The organism is Marinomonas sp. KMM3893 (genome assembly GCF_004352855.1).
In the GTDB taxonomy this organism is placed as follows: domain Bacteria; phylum Pseudomonadota; class Gammaproteobacteria; order Pseudomonadales; family Marinomonadaceae; genus Marinomonas; species Marinomonas arenicola.
The window spans coordinates 154,734-173,845 of the sequence record NZ_SJSC01000003.1 but is presented as its reverse complement, the minus strand read 5'-3'; the positions used below and the strand labels follow the sequence as shown (position 1 = coordinate 173,845).

The following is a 19,112-nucleotide window of genomic DNA, read 5'->3' as shown; positions in this document are numbered from 1 at the left end:
ACCTCGTCATCAAACAGCGACGGCAAGCGCCCGCTTATAAAGCGGGCGTAAAGCCGACTCGAAACCCTCCCCAATGCTGACCATTGACATAAATAGGCACCGACAAATCATGGAGAATCTCGCCCGTGTCGCGCTTATACGTTTGCAATAAAAAGCTTTCTTGGTGGGCACCACAACGACGACCTGTCGGATCATCAAAAATACGACGACTTCGGTTATTCGCCAAATCCGTATCATAGTCTCCGGTCAGCGGCTGATTGAACTTGTTATTGTGGGTCGGAAAATAACCGTTCACATCCACTGCCCCGGCGAAAATCACCTCACTGTGTTGTTCGATTACCTTTTCTTGATACTGAGGAAAAGTACGATCGGTAAAGTCGTTATAAGGGGTGCTGAACTTTTGTGGGCGCGTGTTTTCAATGGCTTGATATTGTTTAGAAAACACATCACTTTGTGACAATTCGCCCTCTGCAATCGCGGTTTCAAACAGCTGCCCTATGTGTTTAGCGGTGGCTTTCGCCGTGGCCACTAACTCAGAAAAGAACAACGATTGATCGACTTTATCCAACTCTCTGAACACCACTTCAGCACCTGAGCTCAACCCAGAAGCTTCGCCAGATAACTCTTCACTGCGTCCATTAATACTGTGCAGAGCCTCGCTGATACGAGAAATAGACTCATTAATCTGCAGACTTGTTGCGCCCAAACTTTCTCCAGTATTTTCTACCTCAGAAAGCACAAGTGACGCATTTTGCACCTCACTTGTTAGCGCCATAAAACGCTCTGTTTCCCCTAACAGCGTCTCAGCAAGCGATTCACTCAAGGTTTTCAATGCCGCCATTTCAGTGTTAGTGAGTTGGCTGTTCTCTCTAACGTCTATCAATAAGGTGGATATTTGCTCGGTGGCGTCTGCTGTTTTCCCTGCAAGCGCACGCACTTCGTCTGCGACCACCGCAAAGCCTCGACCTTGCTCGCCCGCTCTGGCGGCTTCAATCGCCGCGTTTAACGCCAATAAATTGGTTTGCTCAGACACCCCTTTGATGACATTGGTAATGCTATCAATGGCGTCTGCACTTTGTGTTAATTGGCTTAACTGCTCACTGGCGGCCTGTACTTTTTGCGTTAGCTCGCTGATTTGCTCAGCGCTTTTTTGCAGGGCGGATTGAGCAACTTGACTGGAGCTGGCCGTGTCGCTCATGGTGTGGGCAACCTGAGTCAAATTCTTGGATAAATTCACACTGGTATCAGACAAGGCTTGTGACGCCTGGGAGATTTGCGAGCTGTCGTCGCTCGTAAAGCGAATGTCTTTATTAAGCGTATCGACAAAATAGGACACTTCAGCCGCCCCCATTGCCATTTTCGAAGTGGCACGCGTTACGCTTTTGCTCACCTGAGCATAGTCGATTGCCGGCGTGTCTTTGCGCTCTATTGATGCCTTCTGCGGGCGCGACCGCAGCAAGATGGAAGACAGCAAAGCAAGCGCGCAAACAGCACCACCGACCAAGCTGTATAGCAGAGGTATTGCGGTTTGAAAATACCCAACCACAAACAAAATAAAGAGAGCACATAGGCTCCCAAACTGCGCATAAGCCATAATTCTTCCCTACCGTTTTTATTATTAGAATATTGTCTTATCCTAACCCTAGATAGGCATAAAGTCTGAAGTCTACTACTAAAGTAGTAGGTTATTTAACAACACCAACGGCTCGCCCTGAGCACTTGAGGGCTCCTCTCTTGTCACACCGCCTATCTGCTTGCTAAAAATCATCATTTCAACAAACCGTCCCCAAACAACAAGAAGACTATTTTATTCTCATATCTAATTATTAATAAATTAAATAACCTCTAATCGGTGAAAATAGCACATAAAAAGCAAAACTTTTTTGATCATGAATGGCTACACTAGACATAAGCTCACAAGGCGAATAACTCATCAAAACAACAAAAATGCCATTGCGCATGATCTGCCAATGCGCGGAATTGAGGATTGAATTATGCTTACTGACAAGACTACGCTAGACAATTTTTACCTTGAACTTGGCCAACTGACGCCAGACAGTGTTAATCACCTCACGTCGTCATTTAGCAACTTGCCAGCGAGCCCTTACGCTGATGGCGCGTTTCGACTTCGCCGTTACTCGCGCTTTGTAATGAACAACCACCGTCTATCCCGCCTTTCTGCGCAAGCCTTTGTACAAGATGAGAGCATTAATCACTTTCAAGGTAATGTGGTTCGTGTTTATCCGGAAATTGAAGATCAAACATTTGAAGACCCAGCTTTTGTTGAGCTGTTTGATCACTTTCAAAAAATGGCGAATGTCCAAGACGACACGCCGATTGAGGTCCATCAGATGCGTATTTTTGCCGATCATAAAAGAGCGGAAGTCGCACCAGAAGGGGTTCACCAAGACGGTTTTGATCGCATCGGCATCTATGTCATGCAGCGCCATAATATCCAAGGTGGCAACATCAATATCCATCTTGATAAAAAAAGCCCTGCCATGATTAGCCACGACTTTGACCAAGGCGAGTTTGTGGTACTAAATGACCGCAAGTTTTTTCACAGCGCTCATCCGATTAAACCCGTCGATGGTGACTTTGGTTATATGGACCTTTTTGTTCTGACAGCAAATCTCGTTCATTAATACGACAACACCTTTGAACGCACCTCATCATGGAGAAAAAAATGCATCATCTAGACCAATGCCGCGCTTTATTTCCGGCGCTAAATTACCAACATAACGGTCAATCCGCCATTTTCTTAGATGGTCCTGGTGGCTCCCAAGTCAGTCTCGGTGTACTGAACGCCATGCAAGAATATCTTGGCCGTTTTAACGCCAATTTAGGGGGTGCGTATTTCTCAAGCAAAGAAACAGAAAAGGTGATGCATCAAGCTCGCTTGGCCGCCAAAGATTTGTACAACGCAAGCAGCGAACAAGAGATTATTTTTGGTGCAAATGCCACCAGCATCAACTTTCACATGAGTCGTGCCATTGCCAGAGAATGGCAAGCGGGCGATGAAATCATTGTCACGAACCTAGACCATTACTCGAATGTGTCGCCGTGGGTTTTATTGGCTGAAGAAAAAGGCGTGCTTGTTCATTATGTGCAGGTCAACGAAACCGATTGCACCCTGGATCTGGCTCATTTAGAAAGCCTGCTGAACAGCAAAACACGCCTTGTTGCGTTCACTTGCGCCTCTAACGTGACCGGCTCTATCGTGCCGCTTAACGAGGTCATGACGTTAATCAAAACACACACAAACGCCATCACTTATTTAGACGCGGTGCATTATGCTCCGCACCACGCCATTGACGTACAAGCGTTGGATTGCGACTTTCTAGTGTCATCGGCCTACAAGTATTTTGGGCCACATTTAGGGGTCTTGTATGCCAAAGCAAGTACCCTCTCTCAACTCACGCCTTATAAAGTGGCACCGGCTAAAAACATCGACCCTAATCGCTGGGAAACAGGCACTCAAAACTACGAAGCAATGGCAGGTTACCTTGCTTGCATCGATTATTTGGCGTCGTTAGGTGAGCAAGAAGGTGACCGACGAGCGCGCTTATTGTCTGCTTTTGAACAAATCAAAAAGCACGAAGAAGTCCTAAGCCAAACACTTATCCAAGAGCTAACGAAAATCCCCAGTCTAACGCTATACGGGATTGAATCATTAGATCGTTTATCAGCGCGTACCCCAACCATTGCCTTTCGAATAAAAGGCATTGACCCCCGTGCCGTGTCTGAATTTTTTGGTGAGCAGGCGATTTGCCTTTGGGATGGCAATTTTTATGCGCAAGGTCTGTATGATCAATTGGACATTACCGACAAGGGCGGCGTGGTTCGCGTAGGTTGCTTGCATTACAACACCCAAGAAGAAGTGCTGATATTCTGCCAAAAACTGCAAGCGTTAGTCGGCTAATCTAGACCATTTAAGCTTGGCATCAAACGCGTCATGACTCAGCGTTTGATGCCATCATTTAGTCATTTTGCTCTAGTATCAACTGCCAATAACCAACACTGATCCACTGCTGGAATTTAAAGCCTACCTCAGAAAATTCACCTACTTTTTCAAAGCCCAATGCCTCATGCAGCGCTATGCTTGCTTCATTTGGCAGCGCAATCACGCCCAAGACACTTTTAATGTCTTTTTTATGCAGCAAGGCTAATAAAGCTTCGTATAAGATGGTTCCGTAGCCTTGCCCTTGCACTTCTGGCATAAGGTAAACCGTCGCTTCCACGGTAAACCGATAAGCACTGCGATTGTGCCAGGGTGACGCATAGGCATAGCCCAACACCTCCCCTTCTTCGTTTTCCAGCACCAGCCATGGCAGGTCACGCTGAATCACTTTTTCAACCCGTGAGTGCATCTCGTCTGGGGTAGCGCACTCCTCTTCAAAAGTTACTTGGGTATTTTCGACATAGAAATTATAAATCGCCGTAATTTGCTCAACATCAGAGAATTTAACTTTCCGAATTTCCATCATGCCTCCAAAAAACCACTCAAATAAAATGCCATTTAAACGTTAAATCATAGACTATCGTGGGACGCCACTAGCCACTGTGGCAACGCAAACACTTGCTGACTGGTCAGTGCGGCTTGCACACACTCTTCTAAACTGCCAAAACGCACGCCACACCCTGAAATACCAGGCCCATAATGTGCGTACTTAGCGGAATTTGTCATCATGGTGTGCTCTTCTGTCGGCAAAATGGGCTTATCTATCATGCACCAGCAGGTATCTGTGATCCACTCCACACCAAACTCCGTCAAGGTGGAGACATGGGCTTGCGCGTGCTCATAAATGACTCGACTGCACGTGATCACCAGACGCGTCTCTGGTGCTTTTTCTTTGCCTAACACCAAGCCCGCTAAGCGCTCAATTTCACTGAGTGAAAAATGCGGATTGCCCAAACACACCATCGCAATGCGCTCCGCGTCAGTAGAATTCAATGACCGCCAAATCTTGGCCAACTCAGTGCCATCGACCGCCATTACTGGCACTTCTTGCGAAACAATGACAGCGTCGAGCGTCACAGCCTCTGGTGTCACACCTACGATATGAAACATGGGCGCCGATGACGTGGTCGCAAACGCAGCCCCCAAGGCTTTTAAATCATCAAGCGTCACCCCCGCCGTTGCTAAACCGACAACCGCAGGAATACGACCATGACTGTGCTTGCCAAGCCAGTAGCCTAGCAAAGGGTAAAAAGCTTCATCGGCCTGCGCAGGCTTCTCTACCTTTACCACATAGCGGGCTTTTCGTTCGCTCTCTAGATGACAACCAATGTATGGCGCTCGCCCCGTAATGGCCATGCAAATGTCTAAATAATCTGGGTATTTTAACGATCGAGCGCCCAACACACTGTTGGCAAACACCACCGCATTGGATTCTGCCCAAGCAATTTGCGCCCCTTGCTGTGGCGCGCCTTCCAATAAATACGGCGCACAGGTATAAGTCGCCGAGCACCCCATGTTCAAATAGGCATCAGCGAGATCATTGGCCGCCTTGGCAAACTCCGTAGGTACAGCTTGTTGTTGCCAACGCTGACGATCCACTGAAATTGAGTTTAACGATGTTGGTACCGAGACCTTTGCGCCCCATTCCACCAAGGTTTGAGCAAAGCGCAGCCCGGCTTCCCCCGTGTAAATGCACCCGTCTATGTGGGCTTGAGAAATATCCAATAAACACGGCGCTCCTTGCAGCTCTGCCATGCGGGTAATAATCCGCATAGCGGCTTGATGCGCCTTGCCATGCTCACCCTGCAAACACGCGAGGTCGAACTCAGACAATCGAAGTGAAGAGGGTCGAGCAGGATTATCAACCTCGGGCAGCGTCTCACTGGCGCTCCATTGGTCGCCCGATACAGACAGCCAAGTCACTTGTTCTAGCGCATTAAAGTCCGCACTGGAAAGCGCGATAACAGGAATAGAGCAAGCAAACATTTCTTCTGCCACCAAGACGCCCAAGGTCAAAATGTCTTCTGGCTGATTAATAATAATGGCGGAAGGCGCTAAGCCTTTTAACATCAGCTCCATCAGCACGCCGCTGCCGGTACAAGACCCACGCCCGCATGGAATGGCTAAAACATTGCCAGCCAAGCGTTGACCAGATAACGGATGATGACGATCTATGACCTCACTGGTGTGTGGGTCTACGCCTCCCCAAAGGCTTAAGCCTTCATGAGAAAACAGCACATTACCATCCCCTTTCCCATGGATAAGCACTCGTTGCGCGCGTTTTATAACGTCATCAGGTAACATTTCGTGTCCTTTCTTTTAGTGACCTTATGACCAATCTAGCGATTATCCGTTTTCTATACAAGACACATCACAAGGAATTAGCCCATCTGTCATAAAGACACTCTCACACTCTCCTACCTACTCTCTTGTGACGTCTTAACAGACTCAATAGGTGTCTTTTTTAGCCCCCGAAAAGCCTTCTCTTTTGCTTAAAAAATAAGTACGTTTGAAAATTAAAAGTAAAGCAAACCCTTATTTTATGGGCAAAAATTTACGGTTTTGTTATAGTTATTCGTTAGCACAATATAAAAGGTAGCCTACCGGTATCATGCCAATTAGATCTTCATTTGATTCATTGCCCACTTTTTCGCTTCATCCCGATCAGTTTCAAATACTGCATTCTGCCCAGTGTTTTCGTGAGCAGTTACTTGATGCCATTAAAAACGCCAAACAGCGCATTTATTTAACCGCTCTTTATCTGGAAAATGATGAAGCAGGACGCGAAGTATTGTCCGCCGTTTATCAAGCGAAGCAGCAGAATCCAAACCTTGATATTGCAATCTGTGTCGATTGGCATCGAGCGCAACGTGGTCTTATCGGCGCCGATAAAAGCACAGGCAATGCGGCTTTCTATCAAGAGTATGCAAAGCGCTATGAACATAAAATCTCAGTGTATGGGATTCCGGTACGCAACCGAGAAGTCTTTGGGGTGCTGCACTTAAAAGGTTTCATTATTGATGACACTGTCATTTACAGTGGCGCCAGCTTAAATAACATCTACCTGCATTACCAAGAACGCTACCGTTTTGACCGCTATCATGTGATCGAGAACGCTGCTCTGGCAAACAGCATGACGGACTTTATTCGTCAAAAAATGATCGACCACCCTGCTGTGCACGATCTCTCTCAAACAACCCTTCCGACCACCAAAGAACTCAGAGCGTCCATTAAACGCTTTCGTTTGTCCTTATCAAAAACGAGCTACTCAGTCGCTCATGAAGCCATAGAAAAAGGTCAGGTGGCCATCACACCACTACTGGGTGTCGGTAAACGAAACAACAAGCTAAACCAGACCATCGTCCAATTACTGGCTTCTGCACAGCAAGAGATTTACCTCTGTACGCCGTATTTTAATCCACCAAAAACCGTCATTAGAGAAGTAAAAAGAGCGATCAAACGCGGTGTAAAAGTGCATGTTATTATTGGCGATAAAACGGCGAACGACTTTTACATTTCGCCAGAGCAACCTTTTAAAGTCATTGGCGGGCTGCCTTACCTTTATGAAATAACGCTGCGTCGTTTCGCCCGTGCCAATGAGAGTTACATCCAATCTGGCGATCTTTCCATTCACCTCTGGAAGCACGACACCAACAGCTACCATCTAAAAGGCATTTGGGTCGATCGACAAGCCATGCTGCTCACAGGCAACAACATCAACCCAAGAGCCTGGACATTAGATCTTGAAAACGGTCTTTTTATTCAAGACCCTGAAGGTCTACTAGAAGAAAAATTCAGTGCCGAATTCGATAATATACTGACCCACACAAAACGGGTTGAAAGCTACCGCCAGCTTGAAAGTATTCGACACTACCCTACTAGGGTGAAGCGATTACTAAGACGGGTTATTCGCACCAGAGCCGACCGTCTGCTAAAACGCATTTTGTAATACACGAAGAAAACAAAAAAGGAGCCAATAGGCTCCTTTTTTGTTTTTGCTCACGTTACAAGCCAACAATCGCTTTCTGCGATACCTCTTTTACGAATACATGATCACCTTTGCCTGCCCGCCATAAAACAAGCCAGCCATACAGCACGTCCATAGAAGACATTTTGCTCTTCAATAAACTTATACCTGTTTACATAAAGTTACATTGAAGATGCTAATGAAATTCATTATCATAAACACCACTTCCAACCACGGTCATTCTTAAGGTGATACTTTCATGGGACAATCCAGCTGCACGCGACGCGTATTCAACACTCTTATCACAAGCCTCTGCGCGATTACCTCTCACATCGCACTGGCTGACACCTTTCCAGTCACAGTTACCGATGTCGCAGGCCGCACTATTACCATCAATAGCCAACCAGAAAATATCGCACTTTCCACAGGTCGATTAATGCCATTGCTTGAAATTATGTATCAGAAAGATGCCATCAAACACCTTGTTGTTTGGCGTGATGATATGCGCCTATCCGCTCCAAGCATGTATTCCAACTACACCAAAGTGTATCCTGAACTTAAAAACCTAATGAAAATAGGCAAGATTCAAACCAGCGAATTCGACACTGAACGTTTTATCAATATGACCCACAAACCTGATTTGTTTGTCGTCGACCTAGCCAACATCAAAATAGCAGAAGAAAAAGGCCTGCTTAAAAAGTTAGACAAAGCAGGCATTAAAGTACTCGCGGTCGATTTCCGAGAACATCCGATTAAAAACACGCTACAGTCTGTCACAAGCCTTGCCACCGCTTTAGGGCGAAAAGAACAAGGCCAGCACTTTGCTGATTACTACCAAGAACACATCAAAGCCATTACCGACACTATTGCCTCTTTGCCAGAAAGCGAAAAGCACAAAAAAGTCTTTATAGAGCGTGCGGCTGGTTATAACACATCATGCTGCCGGACTTTTGCTACGGGCAACATGGGGGCTTATATCCCTTATCTAGGTGCGACGAATATCGCCGAAAAACCATTAAAAGGCGCTGTTACTGGCCAAATGTCGGCAGAAAGCATCATAGTAGATCAACCTGATGTGTACATTATGCAATCGACCGGATGGATTGATAAAGACGGTAATGCCACCGCTGGCATCCCTTTAGGGTACGGCCCTGTCCACAAGGATGGCATCAAAAAGGCGACCAGCGAATTAATGAACAGGCCTTTTATCAAAGCCACCAAGGCGTATCAAAATCACGATGTTTATTCGATCTACATGCCTTTTTACAACTCACCTTATAACCTAGTCGCCATTGAATACTTTGCGAAATGGCTTCACCCTGAGCAATTTAAAGACCTTGATCCTGAGCACACGTTTGAAGAAATGAATTTACGCTTTGGGCATCGTAAAGTGGCCGGCATATTCGGGCAGAATAACACTGAGGCCATGCAATAATGAGTGACATGGGTTTCGCTTCAGACGCCATAGAACACACCAACGAGTTGGCGCAAAAAACACACAATGCAGAGTTAAGTTCTGCACTCGCGCTGCATCACTTACGCCTGAAAAGGAAAAAACTGGCCCTTTGTGTGTTTTTCTTATTAAGCATTGTGGGGCTCATTGCAGACATTCTTATCGGCTCCCATGGGCTCACTTTCACACAAGTGATTCACGGCATTTTCTTCCCAAGCTCCAGCGACATTGCCAGTCGAACGATCATTTGGGACATTCGCATGCCGATGTCTCTAATGGCGCCATTCGTGGGCGGCGCCCTCGCCATTGCTGGCGCTCAGATGCAAACCACATTAAACAACCCATTGGCTGATCCCTACACCTTTGGCGTTTCGGCGGCGGCTGGCTTTGGCGCGTCTCTGGTCATCACAAACATTATTGCTGTGCCATTTATTCCTCAGCAATATCAAGTGGCGGCGATGGCCTTTGTCATGTGTTTGTTAACCACCTTTATGATTGCTGGCATTTCGTCCATCAAACGCATATCCATTGAAGGCGTGATGTTGTTTGGGGTGGCTATCATGTTCGCCTACGAAGGCTTGTTGACCATGATGCAATACATTGCGACCGAGACACAGCTGCAAACCTTAGTGTTTTGGCACCTGGGCTCATTAGATCGTGGAAGCTGGGACAAAATCGCGATCTTAGCCATTTTGTTGCCCATCGTTTTGGCCATCATGATGAAGGACTCATGGAAACTGTCATCCTTAAAAGTCGGCATAGAACGAGCAGAATCCATGGGCATCAATGTTAAGCGCCTGCGCATTAAAACACTGCTGCTGGTGTCATTAATCACCTCGTTGTCCGTCGCGTTTGTTGGCGCCATTGGCTTTGTTGGTCTAGTCGCTCCGCACATTGCGCGCATGGTTTTAGGTGAAGATCAGCGCTTTTTCTTGCCCGCTTCTTTCTTACTCGGCGCGGTATTGCTTGAGCTTGCTTCCATTGCCAGTAAATCAATTATGCCGGGCATCATATTGCCATTAACCGTGATGATGTCGATGGTGGGCATTCCCTTCTTTATCTTCTTGATCATCAAAAAAGGAGGAAAATTCTAATGACGCTTAAAATCAACCGTCTGTGTGTTTCCTTTGGCAACAACGTCATTTTAAACAACATGAGCATCCCAGAAATCTACCCTGGGGAGATGGTCTCGTTAATTGGCAAAAATGGCGCGGGCAAATCAACCGTACTCAAACAAATCACCAAACGCATTCGCCTTGATACTCAGTCGGTTTTGTTCGCAGGAAAGCCATTGGCGCTGGACGACATTGGCTATCTGCCACAAGACCATCGTGTCGCCGCCAATATCACGGTACTTGAGCTGCTGATCACAACGATGCACGTTGGCTCAAATTCGCTTTTCACGAAAGCCAACAGCGCAGAAAAGGTGCTTGCCTTATTGGAAAGTATCGGCATTATGTCGCTGGCGAATAAAATCTGCGCAGAGCTTTCTGGCGGTGAAAGCCAAATGGTAGGGCTCGCGCAAGCCGTGATAAACACGCCGAAAGTATTGGTGTTAGACGAACCCACCGCCGCCCTCGACATGCACAACCAGTTCAAGCTGCTAGAGTTCGTTAAATGCTACACAAAACACAATAACGCCTGCGCCATCATGGTTATGCACGACCTGAATTTAGCCATCCAGTATTCTCACAAAGTCGCAGCACTGCACAACGGCGAGTTATTTGCCTATGGCGAACCGAGACATATTATTGACCAGCAACTCATACAAAACATCTTCAACGTCAATTCACAAATCATCCAACTGGATGACTACCCCATCATTGCCGCCAGACTGTGATTACCTAATGGAACTTATCAGGACACCCATGCTAAGAACCCCGAAACTTATCAGGACACCCATGCTAAGAACCTCGAAAACACTAGCTTCTTGGAGTGTATGTCTTGTCAACCTGGGCTCTCACAATCGCCCAAACGGAACTTATCAGGCCACCCATGCTAAGAACCCCGGAAACACTGCCCTCTTGAGGTGCCTGTCCTGTTAACAGTGGTCCTGTTAACAGTGTTTGTGCCTACAAAAGGTTTGTGGGGCAAAAAAGGGGTTCGACCCTTTAGTCAGCAGCAACTTATCAGGACACCCATGCTAAGAACCGCGAAAACACTGACTTCTTAGAGTGCCTGTCCTGTTAACAGTGCCTTTGTGCCTACGATAATTAGGGTCAGAGTTAAATTAAACTCAAACCACTTCACTTGCAACAACCGTACACCGATAGCCTGCTTTGCTGTCGCCTCGTGCGGTGACTTTGTCGATGGGCCAATTGCCTTTCATTTCGGGCGGGATGATGTCGTTTTGGGTGGCTATTGATAAGGAATAATTAAGACAGCAATCCGTAATGGATTGCTGTCTTAATAGGTTATTGTCGATCTTTGAAGAAAGCTGCAATGGAGTCGATCGGCATCCAAAATTTAGAGGTGTGTTCTTCCCTTTGAAGGAAGATGAAGCCGCGATTCTGGTAAAATGTAACGAGGTCATCGTCTTCGGCGTCTACGAACAGTCCAACGACGCCCATGTTCTCATTTATTAGCAGTGTACGCCGCATTGCATCGACTACCATGATTTTGGCGATGCCCTGCCCTTGGTAACCTTTATCCCCCCCCATTCTGGCTAATGTCACGCCGGGCAATGGGTTAGGGTATTTCTTGTACATTCTATGAGGTACAGGAACTTTGACCTCAATATTGCTGAGCGAGTAGAAGCCCGCGATGTCTGTTTCATCGCTCCCCTCCAGAACAAACGTCCTAGATAGGTTTCGTTTTGCTGCACTGTTCGCAGACTCTTTTAGAAATTTGTTAATTCGCTCATTGCCACAATCAAAACGTTTTCGATTGTGGCTTTCTTTCAAAGGTGACAGTGCCATTTTCATAACCCTTTAGCGCTTTATAAGCGTCATCAAGATGTTGAATCTCTGGCGGATTGTCTAATGCTTCAAAAAATCGGTTAGCTCCTTCCATAGACAACATTAGCAGTCTATTTCGTTCTACCACTTCTTTTGCCTTATCTAAGGCTGCATCAATCATAAACTGAGACATTGAGGCACCGGATAACTCCGCCGCATTAGTAATGATCTCTTGAACATCTTTTGGGGCTCTGGCAACGAGCCGCACATTTTCTTGTACATGAGATATAGTCATAGCATTCTCCTTGGCCTACTTATAATTCGGCCAAAATTTTTGTATTTTTCTCTGTTTCGTACTAACTCCGTTAACTGTTAAGTTACTGCTTTCACATTTTGATTTTTCATTTTTTACCCCTTGTAAGTTAAAGAAAAGCAGAAAAAACACTGCTTGATGCCATTATGACACCACGCTCACACCAGTGCCAACGTGTTGCCAAAATGGCACCATTCAAACCACTTCACTCGCCACTACGGTACACCTATACCCTGCTTTGCTGTCGCCTTGTGCGGTGACTTTGTCGATGGACCAGTTGCCTTTCATTTCGGGTGGGAAAGTGTCGTTTAGGGTGAGGATACCTTCGGCGACGAGGTTTGGGTTGCCTGGTAAATCTAGGGAAACTTATGGAACTTATCAGGAAATTTATCAGCAAACTTATCAGGACACCCATGCTAAGAACCGCGAAAACACTGGCTTCTTGAGGTGCCTGTCCTGTTAACAGTGCTGGCTTCTTGGAGTGCCTGTCCTGTTAATCTGGGCTCTCACAATCACCCAAAGGTACGGCCCAACCGAAGCTGGCCCAACAAAGACCCATCATAACAGGCGAACTCCGGCCACAAAAAAACACACAGTGAGTGTTTTAGGTCACTATGTAAAACGAGGTTCGAATCCCGGCACTGGATTTTGCCAGTGCAAGGAGAATGTTGGATCAAGATTCGAGTGGGGTTATGGAATAGGTGTTGTTTTAAGAGTAGATCTGTTTAAAAATGATTTTTTAGGATCATCATTGGATTAGAGCATTACATGGCAGTACAGATAAATAAAAAATTATATAAATTGTTTGATGATTTAATTGAGCAGTATGCACACGAGCACAAATCCTTTCAAGAAGACTCACGTGAACACATCAAAAAAAGTGACTTTAAAATTGGAGGCATCATCGAACCATATTCTAGAGAAAAAGCAATAGAAATAAAGGAAAGAATAACGAGAGGAATACCTACAGCACCTCAGTTATATAAAAACAAGAACACAGTCAAAATAACCAACCAGATTTCGGAAATATTAAAAAAAAGCAACCAAATATTTATTGAGAAATCAGAGATCAACACATTAGTCGACTACATTGCTTTTGATCTTATTAATGAAAAAATACATCCAAATTTAATATCAGAGAACAAAGATAAAAATTCATCATTAGAAAAAATCATCACCAATAAAATAAAAGAACAAAAGAGCAGCCTTTCTAATTACACCTTCAAATTTCCATTACACACAATTAGATTAACAGAAGAAATAAAACTAAGCAAAAACATTAAAATCGATAATATTTCCGAAAAATATTCAAAAAAAGACTATCTAGACAGATATAAAAATAGCAGAGACTTCGAACCTAACCGCTACATAACAATCTTTTCCGACATTAATACATCATTTAAATATGCTGAAAAAAGAGCTTTAAAAGCAAGTAATTTCTCACTTGACGCTCTTCTGGTTTTATATGGTTTTTTCTTTGGTAACAATAATTTCTTAAACCCTATCATCAGGAGTGAAACAAAAAAACCACACACTTTCAATTTTTTCCTTTATGAAAAAAATGGAAATAAAATGGAAGAGTCTGTGTCATATAAATTTAATTATAACAATGACTCATATGATAAATTCTGGAAAAACCTTAATACCTTTTCAACTGAAAACAAAGAAACTTATGATTTATTATTTAGCATAGCAGATAAGATCATAAAAAATGATAGCTTTGAGAAATCAATTGGAGAATTATTTACAAGATCATTTAAATGGTTTTCAGACGCAATCGATGAAAAGGATAAAGAATTACAAATAGTAAAACTAACAATCTCCATTGAAACACTAGTAAACTTTGACGATGAGAGCAAAACAACTGACAACTTCAAAAATAGAGTTTATTTAATAAATCATTCTAATAAAAATAAAAAATCAAATCATACTAAAGAATATGCAGCAACTCTTTATAATGCCCGAAGCCGCATTGCCCATGGCGACTCTTACAATAAAAACTTTAATTTTGATATTGTTAATTTCACAGCAACTACTCTCTTACTTGCATTACAAATTTTTTCTCATTTCGGTAAAAAAGGGCTTAATGAAACAGGCTTTAAAAGAAAACTGCCTGATTTTATTGATAATCTCAAACCACCTAACTAGAAACCACAGCATACCTATACCCTGCTTTGCTGTCGCCTCGTGCGGTGACTTTGTCGATGGACCAGTTGCCTTTCATTTCGGGTGGGAAAGTGTCGTTTAGGGTGAGGATACCTTCGGCGACGAGGTTTGGGTTGCCTGGTAAATCTAGGGAAACTTATGGAACTTATCAGGAAACTTATCAGAAAAACTTATCAGGACACCCATGCTAAGAACCGCGAAAACACTGACTTCTTGGAGTGCCTGTCCTGTTAACAGTGCAAGAGGTTTGTGGGGCAAAAAGGGGTTCGGCTCTTGATTCAGTAAGCGGAGCAGTTTATTGGAGGGAGGTTTGTGGCTTGTAGATACAAAAAAGCCTCGATGTCGTGAGCAATCACAATATCGAGGCTTTCTTAGAATTTGGTAGGGCTAGGCAGATTCGAACTGCCGACCTCATCCATGTCAAGGATGCGCTCTAACCAACTGAGCTATAGTCCTAAAAGTGCTGGCTATTATACGCAGGAGTTTGGCTTTGACAAGCCTTTGACGCATTTTTTTGAAGTGTTTGTTTTATCGAGAGAAAAGTCCCTCTCTGTGATCAAACAGGGATCAGCAATTCGTGCCCAACCACCTCATCAATTAGATGATAAGGTACCTTGTATTCCTTACCCCGAAACTTCACTGTGGCGAATTCATAACACATCGAAATCACGGTACAGTTTACGATGACACCATTATCAATCACTCGAACAATGTTGTAATTACGAAGCGTAATAGCCATAGTATCCTCTTGTTTTTTATCTTAAGTGTCAGGTATTTTGCCTGCTTATCTTAAGCTTCACCGACATCCTTTAGTTTTCTCTGTAACTGGTGTATCTGGTCACGGTAGCCCGCCGCCAGTTCAAATTTCAAACTCTCAGAGGCAATGACCATTTCTTTTTGTAGTTGTATCATGGCTTTACGCACTTGCGCTACGTCTTCCATGCTCTCTACTTGATAGTCTTTCGCGGTTTCTGCCACTTTCTTCGCTTGCTTGCCTCGACCTTTGCCCGCGCCAGGGTTATAAGCGCCTTCTAGAATGTCTTCGACGGATTTCGTGATACCGGTCGGTGTGATGCCATGCTCTTCATTATAGGCTTCCTGTGTGGCTCGACGGCGAGTGGTTTCACTCATCGCGCGCTCCATAGAACCTGTGATTCGATCCGCGTACAAAATGGCACGACCGTTAACGTTACGAGCAGCACGACCAATAGTCTGAATCAGCGAGCGCTCTGAACGCAAAAAGCCTTCTTTGTCGGCGTCCAAAATTGCCACCAAGCTGACTTCTGGTATGTCCAAACCTTCTCGTAACAAGTTGATCCCGACAAGCACATCAAACTCTCCCAAGCGCAAATCACGAATAATCTCTACCCGCTCGACGGTATCTATATCCGAGTGCAAATAACGCACCCGTACACCGTGATCGTTTAGATAATCGGTTAAATCTTCAGACATGCGCTTGGTTAAAGTAGTCACCAACACCCGCTCACCAATAGGGGCACGCTTATTAATTTCAGACAGTAAATCGTCCACCTGTGTTGCCACAGGGCGCACTTCTAATATGGGGTCAACCAATCCAGTAGGACGCACAATTTGCTCAACTACCCAATCTTGGTGCTCTTCTTCGTATTTGCCAGGCGTCGCCGAAACAAAGATGGTTTGAGGTTTAATCTGCTCCCACTCTTCAAAGCGCATCGGTCGGTTATCTAATGCAGACGGCAAACGAAAGCCGTATTCAACCAGATTTTCTTTGCGCGAGCGGTCGCCTTTGTACATGGCGCCAATTTGCGGCACGGTCACGTGAGATTCATCGATTATTAATAACGCGTTAGCTGGCAAATAATCAAACAGCGTTGGCGGCGGCGATCCCTCTTCTCGACCCGACAAATAACGTGAGTAGTTCTCGATACCTGAACAATAACCAAGCTCTTGCATCATTTCTAAATCATAACGAGTACGCTGTTCTAAGCGTTGTAATTCGACCAATTTATTGAGCGATTTAAGCTGTTCTAATCGTTCATCTAACTCAACCTTGATGCGTTCAATCGCCGCTACCACGGTTTCTTTTGGCGTCACATAGTGAGTCTTAGGGTAAATCGTGACGCGAGGCACTTTTCGAATGGTTTTGTTCGTCAGCGGGTCGATCATGGACAAGTTTTCGACTTCATCGTCGAACAGCTCGATACGAATCGCAGTGTCTTCAGAATCCGCAGGAAACACCTCAATCACATCGCCGCGCACGCGAAAGTTACCGCGCTCTAACACCAAATCATTGCGGCTGTATTGCAACTCAGCCAAACGGCGCAGCACGGCGCGCTGATCAATCCGATCGCCTCGATCCAAATGCAGCATCATTTTTAGGTAAGACTGAGGGTCACCCAAACCATAAATAGCGGACACAGTCGCTACAATAATAACGTCTTCCCGCTCTAATAAGGCTTTGGTCGCTGACAAGCGCATTTGCTCTATGTGCTCGTTGACTGAGGCGTCTTTCTCGATGAAGGTGTCCGACGCCGCCACATAAGCTTCTGGCTGATAATAGTCGTAATAGGAGACGAAATATTCGACCGCATTATTGGGGAAAAACTCTTTGAATTCGCCGTACAGTTGAGCCGCTAGCGTCTTGTTGTGAGCCATGACAATAGTAGGACGTTTCACTTGAGAGATAACGTTTGCCACTGTGTAGGTTTTACCAGACCCTGTCACACCAAGCAGTGTTTGATGCGCTAAACCCGCTTCCACACCCTGTACGAGTTTTTCAATCGCTTTAGGCTGGTCGCCCGCTGGAGCATATGAAGAAACAACTTGAAATTCTTGTGACACGATTTTCTACCTAATGGAGTGACAAACAACGCCATAGAGTAGCAAATTTTTGGCTTCAAATCTGATTATAGTGAGAAAATGCAGAGAAAATAGCGGCGCGCCAAATATCACAAAAAAGGCCACTATCCCCCCTAAACAAGCAGCAAAAAGCCAAGTTAATCTAGGACCCACTTGGCTTTAACATGCTCATTTAAATCGCTGGCAATTAAACGCGCCACTTTGCCACACAAGGCACAGTGTTTATCGGCTCGCGCTATTCTTTGGCGTCTACCATTGGCGGCTCGACAATCTGAATAAAAGCTTTGTTTCGCTCAACCAAAGCGTCTCCCAGGCCTTTTACTTCTGTTAATTGATCAAGGCTTTTGAAAGGGCCATTTTCACTTCGATAAGCAACAATAGCGTGTGCCTTTTTGTCACCCACTCCAGACATAACCGCAGCGATTTGATCCGCCGTTGCCGTATTAATATCCAGCGGTTGAGCCGCAAAAAGAGCCAATGGAGAGAGCACCAACATCACAAGAACGCAGCGCAAGAAAGTACGAACGTATTGAATTGAAGTCATCATAAAATCCTTTTTAATGAATGAAGCATGGCATCCTGCCATTAAAAAACCGTGACCTACTCTTGATGAATAAGAACGGTCTATTTTGATCAATAAGAACGGCATGTTGTTATTTACAAAAATAAATCGTCTTTATCAAAAAGAACAAATCACGGTTTTAGAGTAAGAGCTTTTAAGCGTTTTCGCAAGTAAACAGCGGCTAAGCGAAAACACCCAGCTCTTTATTTACTTGTGTCAAGACAGCGACTGGGTCTGCTGCTTGCGTAATAGGACGACCCATTACCAAATAATGACTGCCTGCCGCCATTGCTTCAGACGGTGTCATAATGCGCTTTTGATCGCCTTGTGCAGAGCCCGCTGGGCGTATCCCTGGCGTTACTAGCACAAAGTCTTTACCCAATTCAGAAGACAACATAGACGACTCTTGCGCCGAACAGACTACGCCGTCCATACCTGAAGACTGAGCCAAGGTAGCAAGACGTTTTACATGCTGTTCTGGGGTCAAATCGATCCCTACTTCAGCCAGGTCCGATTGATCCATGCTGGTTAATACCGTTACGGCGATCAACAAGGTTTTATTATCAGCGCGCTGCGCCAATGCATTCGCTGAGGCTTCCATCATACGACGACCACCAGACGCATGAACATTCACCATCCACACTCCGGCATCCGCCGCAACACTCACAGCGTTCGCTACGGTATTTGGAATATCATGAAATTTCAGATCTAAGAAAACGTCAAAATTTAATTTATGAAGCGCCTCTAAGATGGCAGGACCTGCGGTAGTAAATAACTCTTTACCCACTTTCACTCGGCATTGACTAGGGTCAAGTCGTTTCGCCATCTCAATGGATTGCGCCATGGTTGGGTAATCTAGGGCAACCACTATAGGGGATTGGCAGCTCATTCAAGGTCCTCTTTTTTCTATATTAACTTGCTCAGCCATTGCCGTTGATGGCAATAGCAGCAATAG

General features: G+C 45.1%; 16 protein-coding genes and 1 tRNA gene. 7 read left to right on the top strand and 10 right to left on the bottom strand.

Annotated features, from left to right (window positions below; genetic code table 11):
• Window positions 1-34 precede the first annotated feature (34 nt).
• Entirely contained in the window at window positions 35-1,594 is a 1,560-nt protein-coding gene (locus E0D71_RS08735) for a methyl-accepting chemotaxis protein (protein WP_133002923.1), read from the bottom strand.
• A gap of 400 nt (window positions 1,595-1,994) precedes the next feature.
• Between E0D71_RS08735 and E0D71_RS08730 the strand changes: the two genes are divergently transcribed.
• A complete protein-coding gene (locus E0D71_RS08730) occupies window positions 1,995-2,645 on the top strand; it encodes a 2OG-Fe dioxygenase family protein (RefSeq protein ID WP_133002922.1) in 651 nt (216 codons plus the stop codon).
• 41 nt (window positions 2,646-2,686) lie between these two features.
• Window positions 2,687-3,922, top strand: coding sequence for a cysteine desulfurase-like protein (locus E0D71_RS08725; protein WP_133002921.1), 1,236 nt, complete (start codon window positions 2,687-2,689; stop codon window positions 3,920-3,922).
• A 58-nt stretch (window positions 3,923-3,980) separates the two neighbouring features.
• Here E0D71_RS08725 and E0D71_RS08720 read toward each other — a convergent pair whose 3' ends face one another.
• Both E0D71_RS08720 and E0D71_RS08715 read right to left on the bottom strand, forming a co-directional pair.
• The gene (locus E0D71_RS08720; RefSeq protein WP_133002920.1) at window positions 3,981-4,484 is read right to left on the bottom strand and encodes a GNAT family N-acetyltransferase; all 504 of its coding nucleotides are present in this window, start codon (window positions 4,482-4,484) and stop codon (window positions 3,981-3,983) included.
• Between the two features lie 47 nt (window positions 4,485-4,531).
• Window positions 4,532-6,265 (bottom strand): aconitase family protein, encoded by a 1,734-nt coding sequence (locus tag E0D71_RS08715; RefSeq protein ID WP_133002919.1) that lies wholly within the window; start codon window positions 6,263-6,265, stop codon window positions 4,532-4,534.
• A 307-nt stretch (window positions 6,266-6,572) separates the two neighbouring features.
• Here E0D71_RS08715 and pssA point away from each other — a divergent pair, with 307 nt between their 5' ends.
• The 4 genes from pssA to E0D71_RS08695 all read left to right on the top strand — a co-directional run bounded on the left by pssA (window position 6,573) and on the right by E0D71_RS08695 (window position 11,221).
• Window positions 6,573-7,910: a CDP-diacylglycerol--serine O-phosphatidyltransferase gene (gene pssA, locus E0D71_RS08710; RefSeq protein WP_133002918.1), complete on the top strand. Its 1,338-nt coding sequence runs from the start codon at window positions 6,573-6,575 to the stop codon at window positions 7,908-7,910.
• A 277-nt stretch (window positions 7,911-8,187) separates the two neighbouring features.
• Window positions 8,188-9,363, top strand: coding sequence for an ABC transporter substrate-binding protein (locus tag E0D71_RS08705; protein WP_133002917.1), 1,176 nt, complete (start codon window positions 8,188-8,190; stop codon window positions 9,361-9,363).
• Entirely contained in the window at window positions 9,363-10,475 is a 1,113-nt protein-coding gene (locus tag E0D71_RS08700; protein ID WP_207923358.1) for an iron chelate uptake ABC transporter family permease subunit, read from the top strand. Before E0D71_RS08705 ends, E0D71_RS08700 begins: the two co-directional genes overlap by 1 nt.
• Window positions 10,475-11,221: an ABC transporter ATP-binding protein gene (locus E0D71_RS08695; RefSeq protein WP_133002916.1), complete on the top strand. Its 747-nt coding sequence runs from the start codon at window positions 10,475-10,477 to the stop codon at window positions 11,219-11,221. The genes E0D71_RS08700 and E0D71_RS08695 overlap by 1 nt, the downstream gene beginning before the upstream one ends.
• 574 nt (window positions 11,222-11,795) lie before the next feature.
• On the opposite strand, the gene E0D71_RS08685 is transcribed toward E0D71_RS08695, so the two are convergent.
• Together E0D71_RS08685 and E0D71_RS08680 are read right to left on the bottom strand one after the other, a co-directional pair.
• A complete protein-coding gene (locus tag E0D71_RS08685) occupies window positions 11,796-12,299 on the bottom strand; it encodes a GNAT family N-acetyltransferase (protein WP_133002915.1) in 504 nt (167 codons plus the stop codon).
• Window positions 12,253-12,573 (bottom strand): DUF1778 domain-containing protein, encoded by a 321-nt coding sequence (locus E0D71_RS08680; protein WP_133002914.1) that lies wholly within the window; start codon window positions 12,571-12,573, stop codon window positions 12,253-12,255. Before E0D71_RS08680 ends, E0D71_RS08685 begins: the two co-directional genes overlap by 47 nt.
• Window positions 12,574-13,359: 786 nt before the next feature.
• Between E0D71_RS08680 and E0D71_RS08670 the strand changes: the two genes are divergently transcribed.
• Window positions 13,360-14,739 (top strand): HEPN domain-containing protein, encoded by a 1,380-nt coding sequence (locus tag E0D71_RS08670; RefSeq protein WP_133002913.1) that lies wholly within the window; start codon window positions 13,360-13,362, stop codon window positions 14,737-14,739.
• A gap of 397 nt (window positions 14,740-15,136) precedes the next feature.
• Here the strand turns inward: E0D71_RS08670 and E0D71_RS08660 are convergent.
• The 5 genes from E0D71_RS08660 to pyrF form a co-directional block, all read right to left on the bottom strand.
• Window positions 15,137-15,213: transfer RNA gene (locus tag E0D71_RS08660), tRNA-Val, on the bottom strand.
• Window positions 15,214-15,313: 100 nt separating this feature from the next.
• The gene (locus tag E0D71_RS08655) at window positions 15,314-15,496 is read right to left on the bottom strand and encodes a hypothetical protein (protein ID WP_133002912.1); all 183 of its coding nucleotides are present in this window, start codon (window positions 15,494-15,496) and stop codon (window positions 15,314-15,316) included.
• Between the two features lie 50 nt (window positions 15,497-15,546).
• A complete protein-coding gene (uvrB, locus tag E0D71_RS08650) occupies window positions 15,547-17,577 on the bottom strand; it encodes an excinuclease ABC subunit UvrB (RefSeq protein WP_133002911.1) in 2,031 nt (676 codons plus the stop codon).
• 253 nt (window positions 17,578-17,830) lie between these two features.
• Window positions 17,831-18,142 (bottom strand): helix-hairpin-helix domain-containing protein, encoded by a 312-nt coding sequence (locus E0D71_RS08645; protein WP_133002910.1) that lies wholly within the window; start codon window positions 18,140-18,142, stop codon window positions 17,831-17,833.
• Between the two features lie 196 nt (window positions 18,143-18,338).
• A complete protein-coding gene (gene pyrF / locus E0D71_RS08640) occupies window positions 18,339-19,046 on the bottom strand; it encodes an orotidine-5'-phosphate decarboxylase (RefSeq protein WP_133002909.1) in 708 nt (235 codons plus the stop codon).
• Window positions 19,047-19,112 lie beyond the last annotated feature (66 nt).

Coding starts and splice junctions, on each gene's coding strand:
- E0D71_RS08655 (WP_133002912.1), bottom strand. CDS start 15,496: ATGGCTATTACGCTTCGTAATTACAACATTGTTCGAGTGATTGATAAT.
- E0D71_RS08645 (WP_133002910.1), bottom strand. CDS start 18,142: ATGATGACTTCAATTCAATACGTTCGTACTTTCTTGCGCTGCGTTCTT.
- E0D71_RS08680 (WP_133002914.1), bottom strand. CDS start 12,573: ATGACTATATCTCATGTACAAGAAAATGTGCGGCTCGTTGCCAGAGCC.
- E0D71_RS08695 (WP_133002916.1), top strand. CDS start 10,475: ATGACGCTTAAAATCAACCGTCTGTGTGTTTCCTTTGGCAACAACGTC.
- E0D71_RS08715 (WP_133002919.1), bottom strand. CDS start 6,265: ATGTTACCTGATGACGTTATAAAACGCGCGCAACGAGTGCTTATCCAT.
- pyrF (WP_133002909.1), bottom strand. CDS start 19,046: ATGAGCTGCCAATCCCCTATAGTGGTTGCCCTAGATTACCCAACCATG.
- E0D71_RS08705 (WP_133002917.1), top strand. CDS start 8,188: ATGGGACAATCCAGCTGCACGCGACGCGTATTCAACACTCTTATCACA.
- E0D71_RS08670 (WP_133002913.1), top strand. CDS start 13,360: ATGGCAGTACAGATAAATAAAAAATTATATAAATTGTTTGATGATTTA.
- E0D71_RS08685 (WP_133002915.1), bottom strand. CDS start 12,299: ATGGCACTGTCACCTTTGAAAGAAAGCCACAATCGAAAACGTTTTGAT.
- E0D71_RS08730 (WP_133002922.1), top strand. CDS start 1,995: ATGCTTACTGACAAGACTACGCTAGACAATTTTTACCTTGAACTTGGC.
- E0D71_RS08700 (WP_207923358.1), top strand. CDS start 9,363: ATGAGTGACATGGGTTTCGCTTCAGACGCCATAGAACACACCAACGAG.
- pssA (WP_133002918.1), top strand. CDS start 6,573: ATGCCAATTAGATCTTCATTTGATTCATTGCCCACTTTTTCGCTTCAT.
- E0D71_RS08720 (WP_133002920.1), bottom strand. CDS start 4,484: ATGGAAATTCGGAAAGTTAAATTCTCTGATGTTGAGCAAATTACGGCG.
- E0D71_RS08725 (WP_133002921.1), top strand. CDS start 2,687: ATGCATCATCTAGACCAATGCCGCGCTTTATTTCCGGCGCTAAATTAC.
- E0D71_RS08735 (WP_133002923.1), bottom strand. CDS start 1,594: ATGGCTTATGCGCAGTTTGGGAGCCTATGTGCTCTCTTTATTTTGTTT.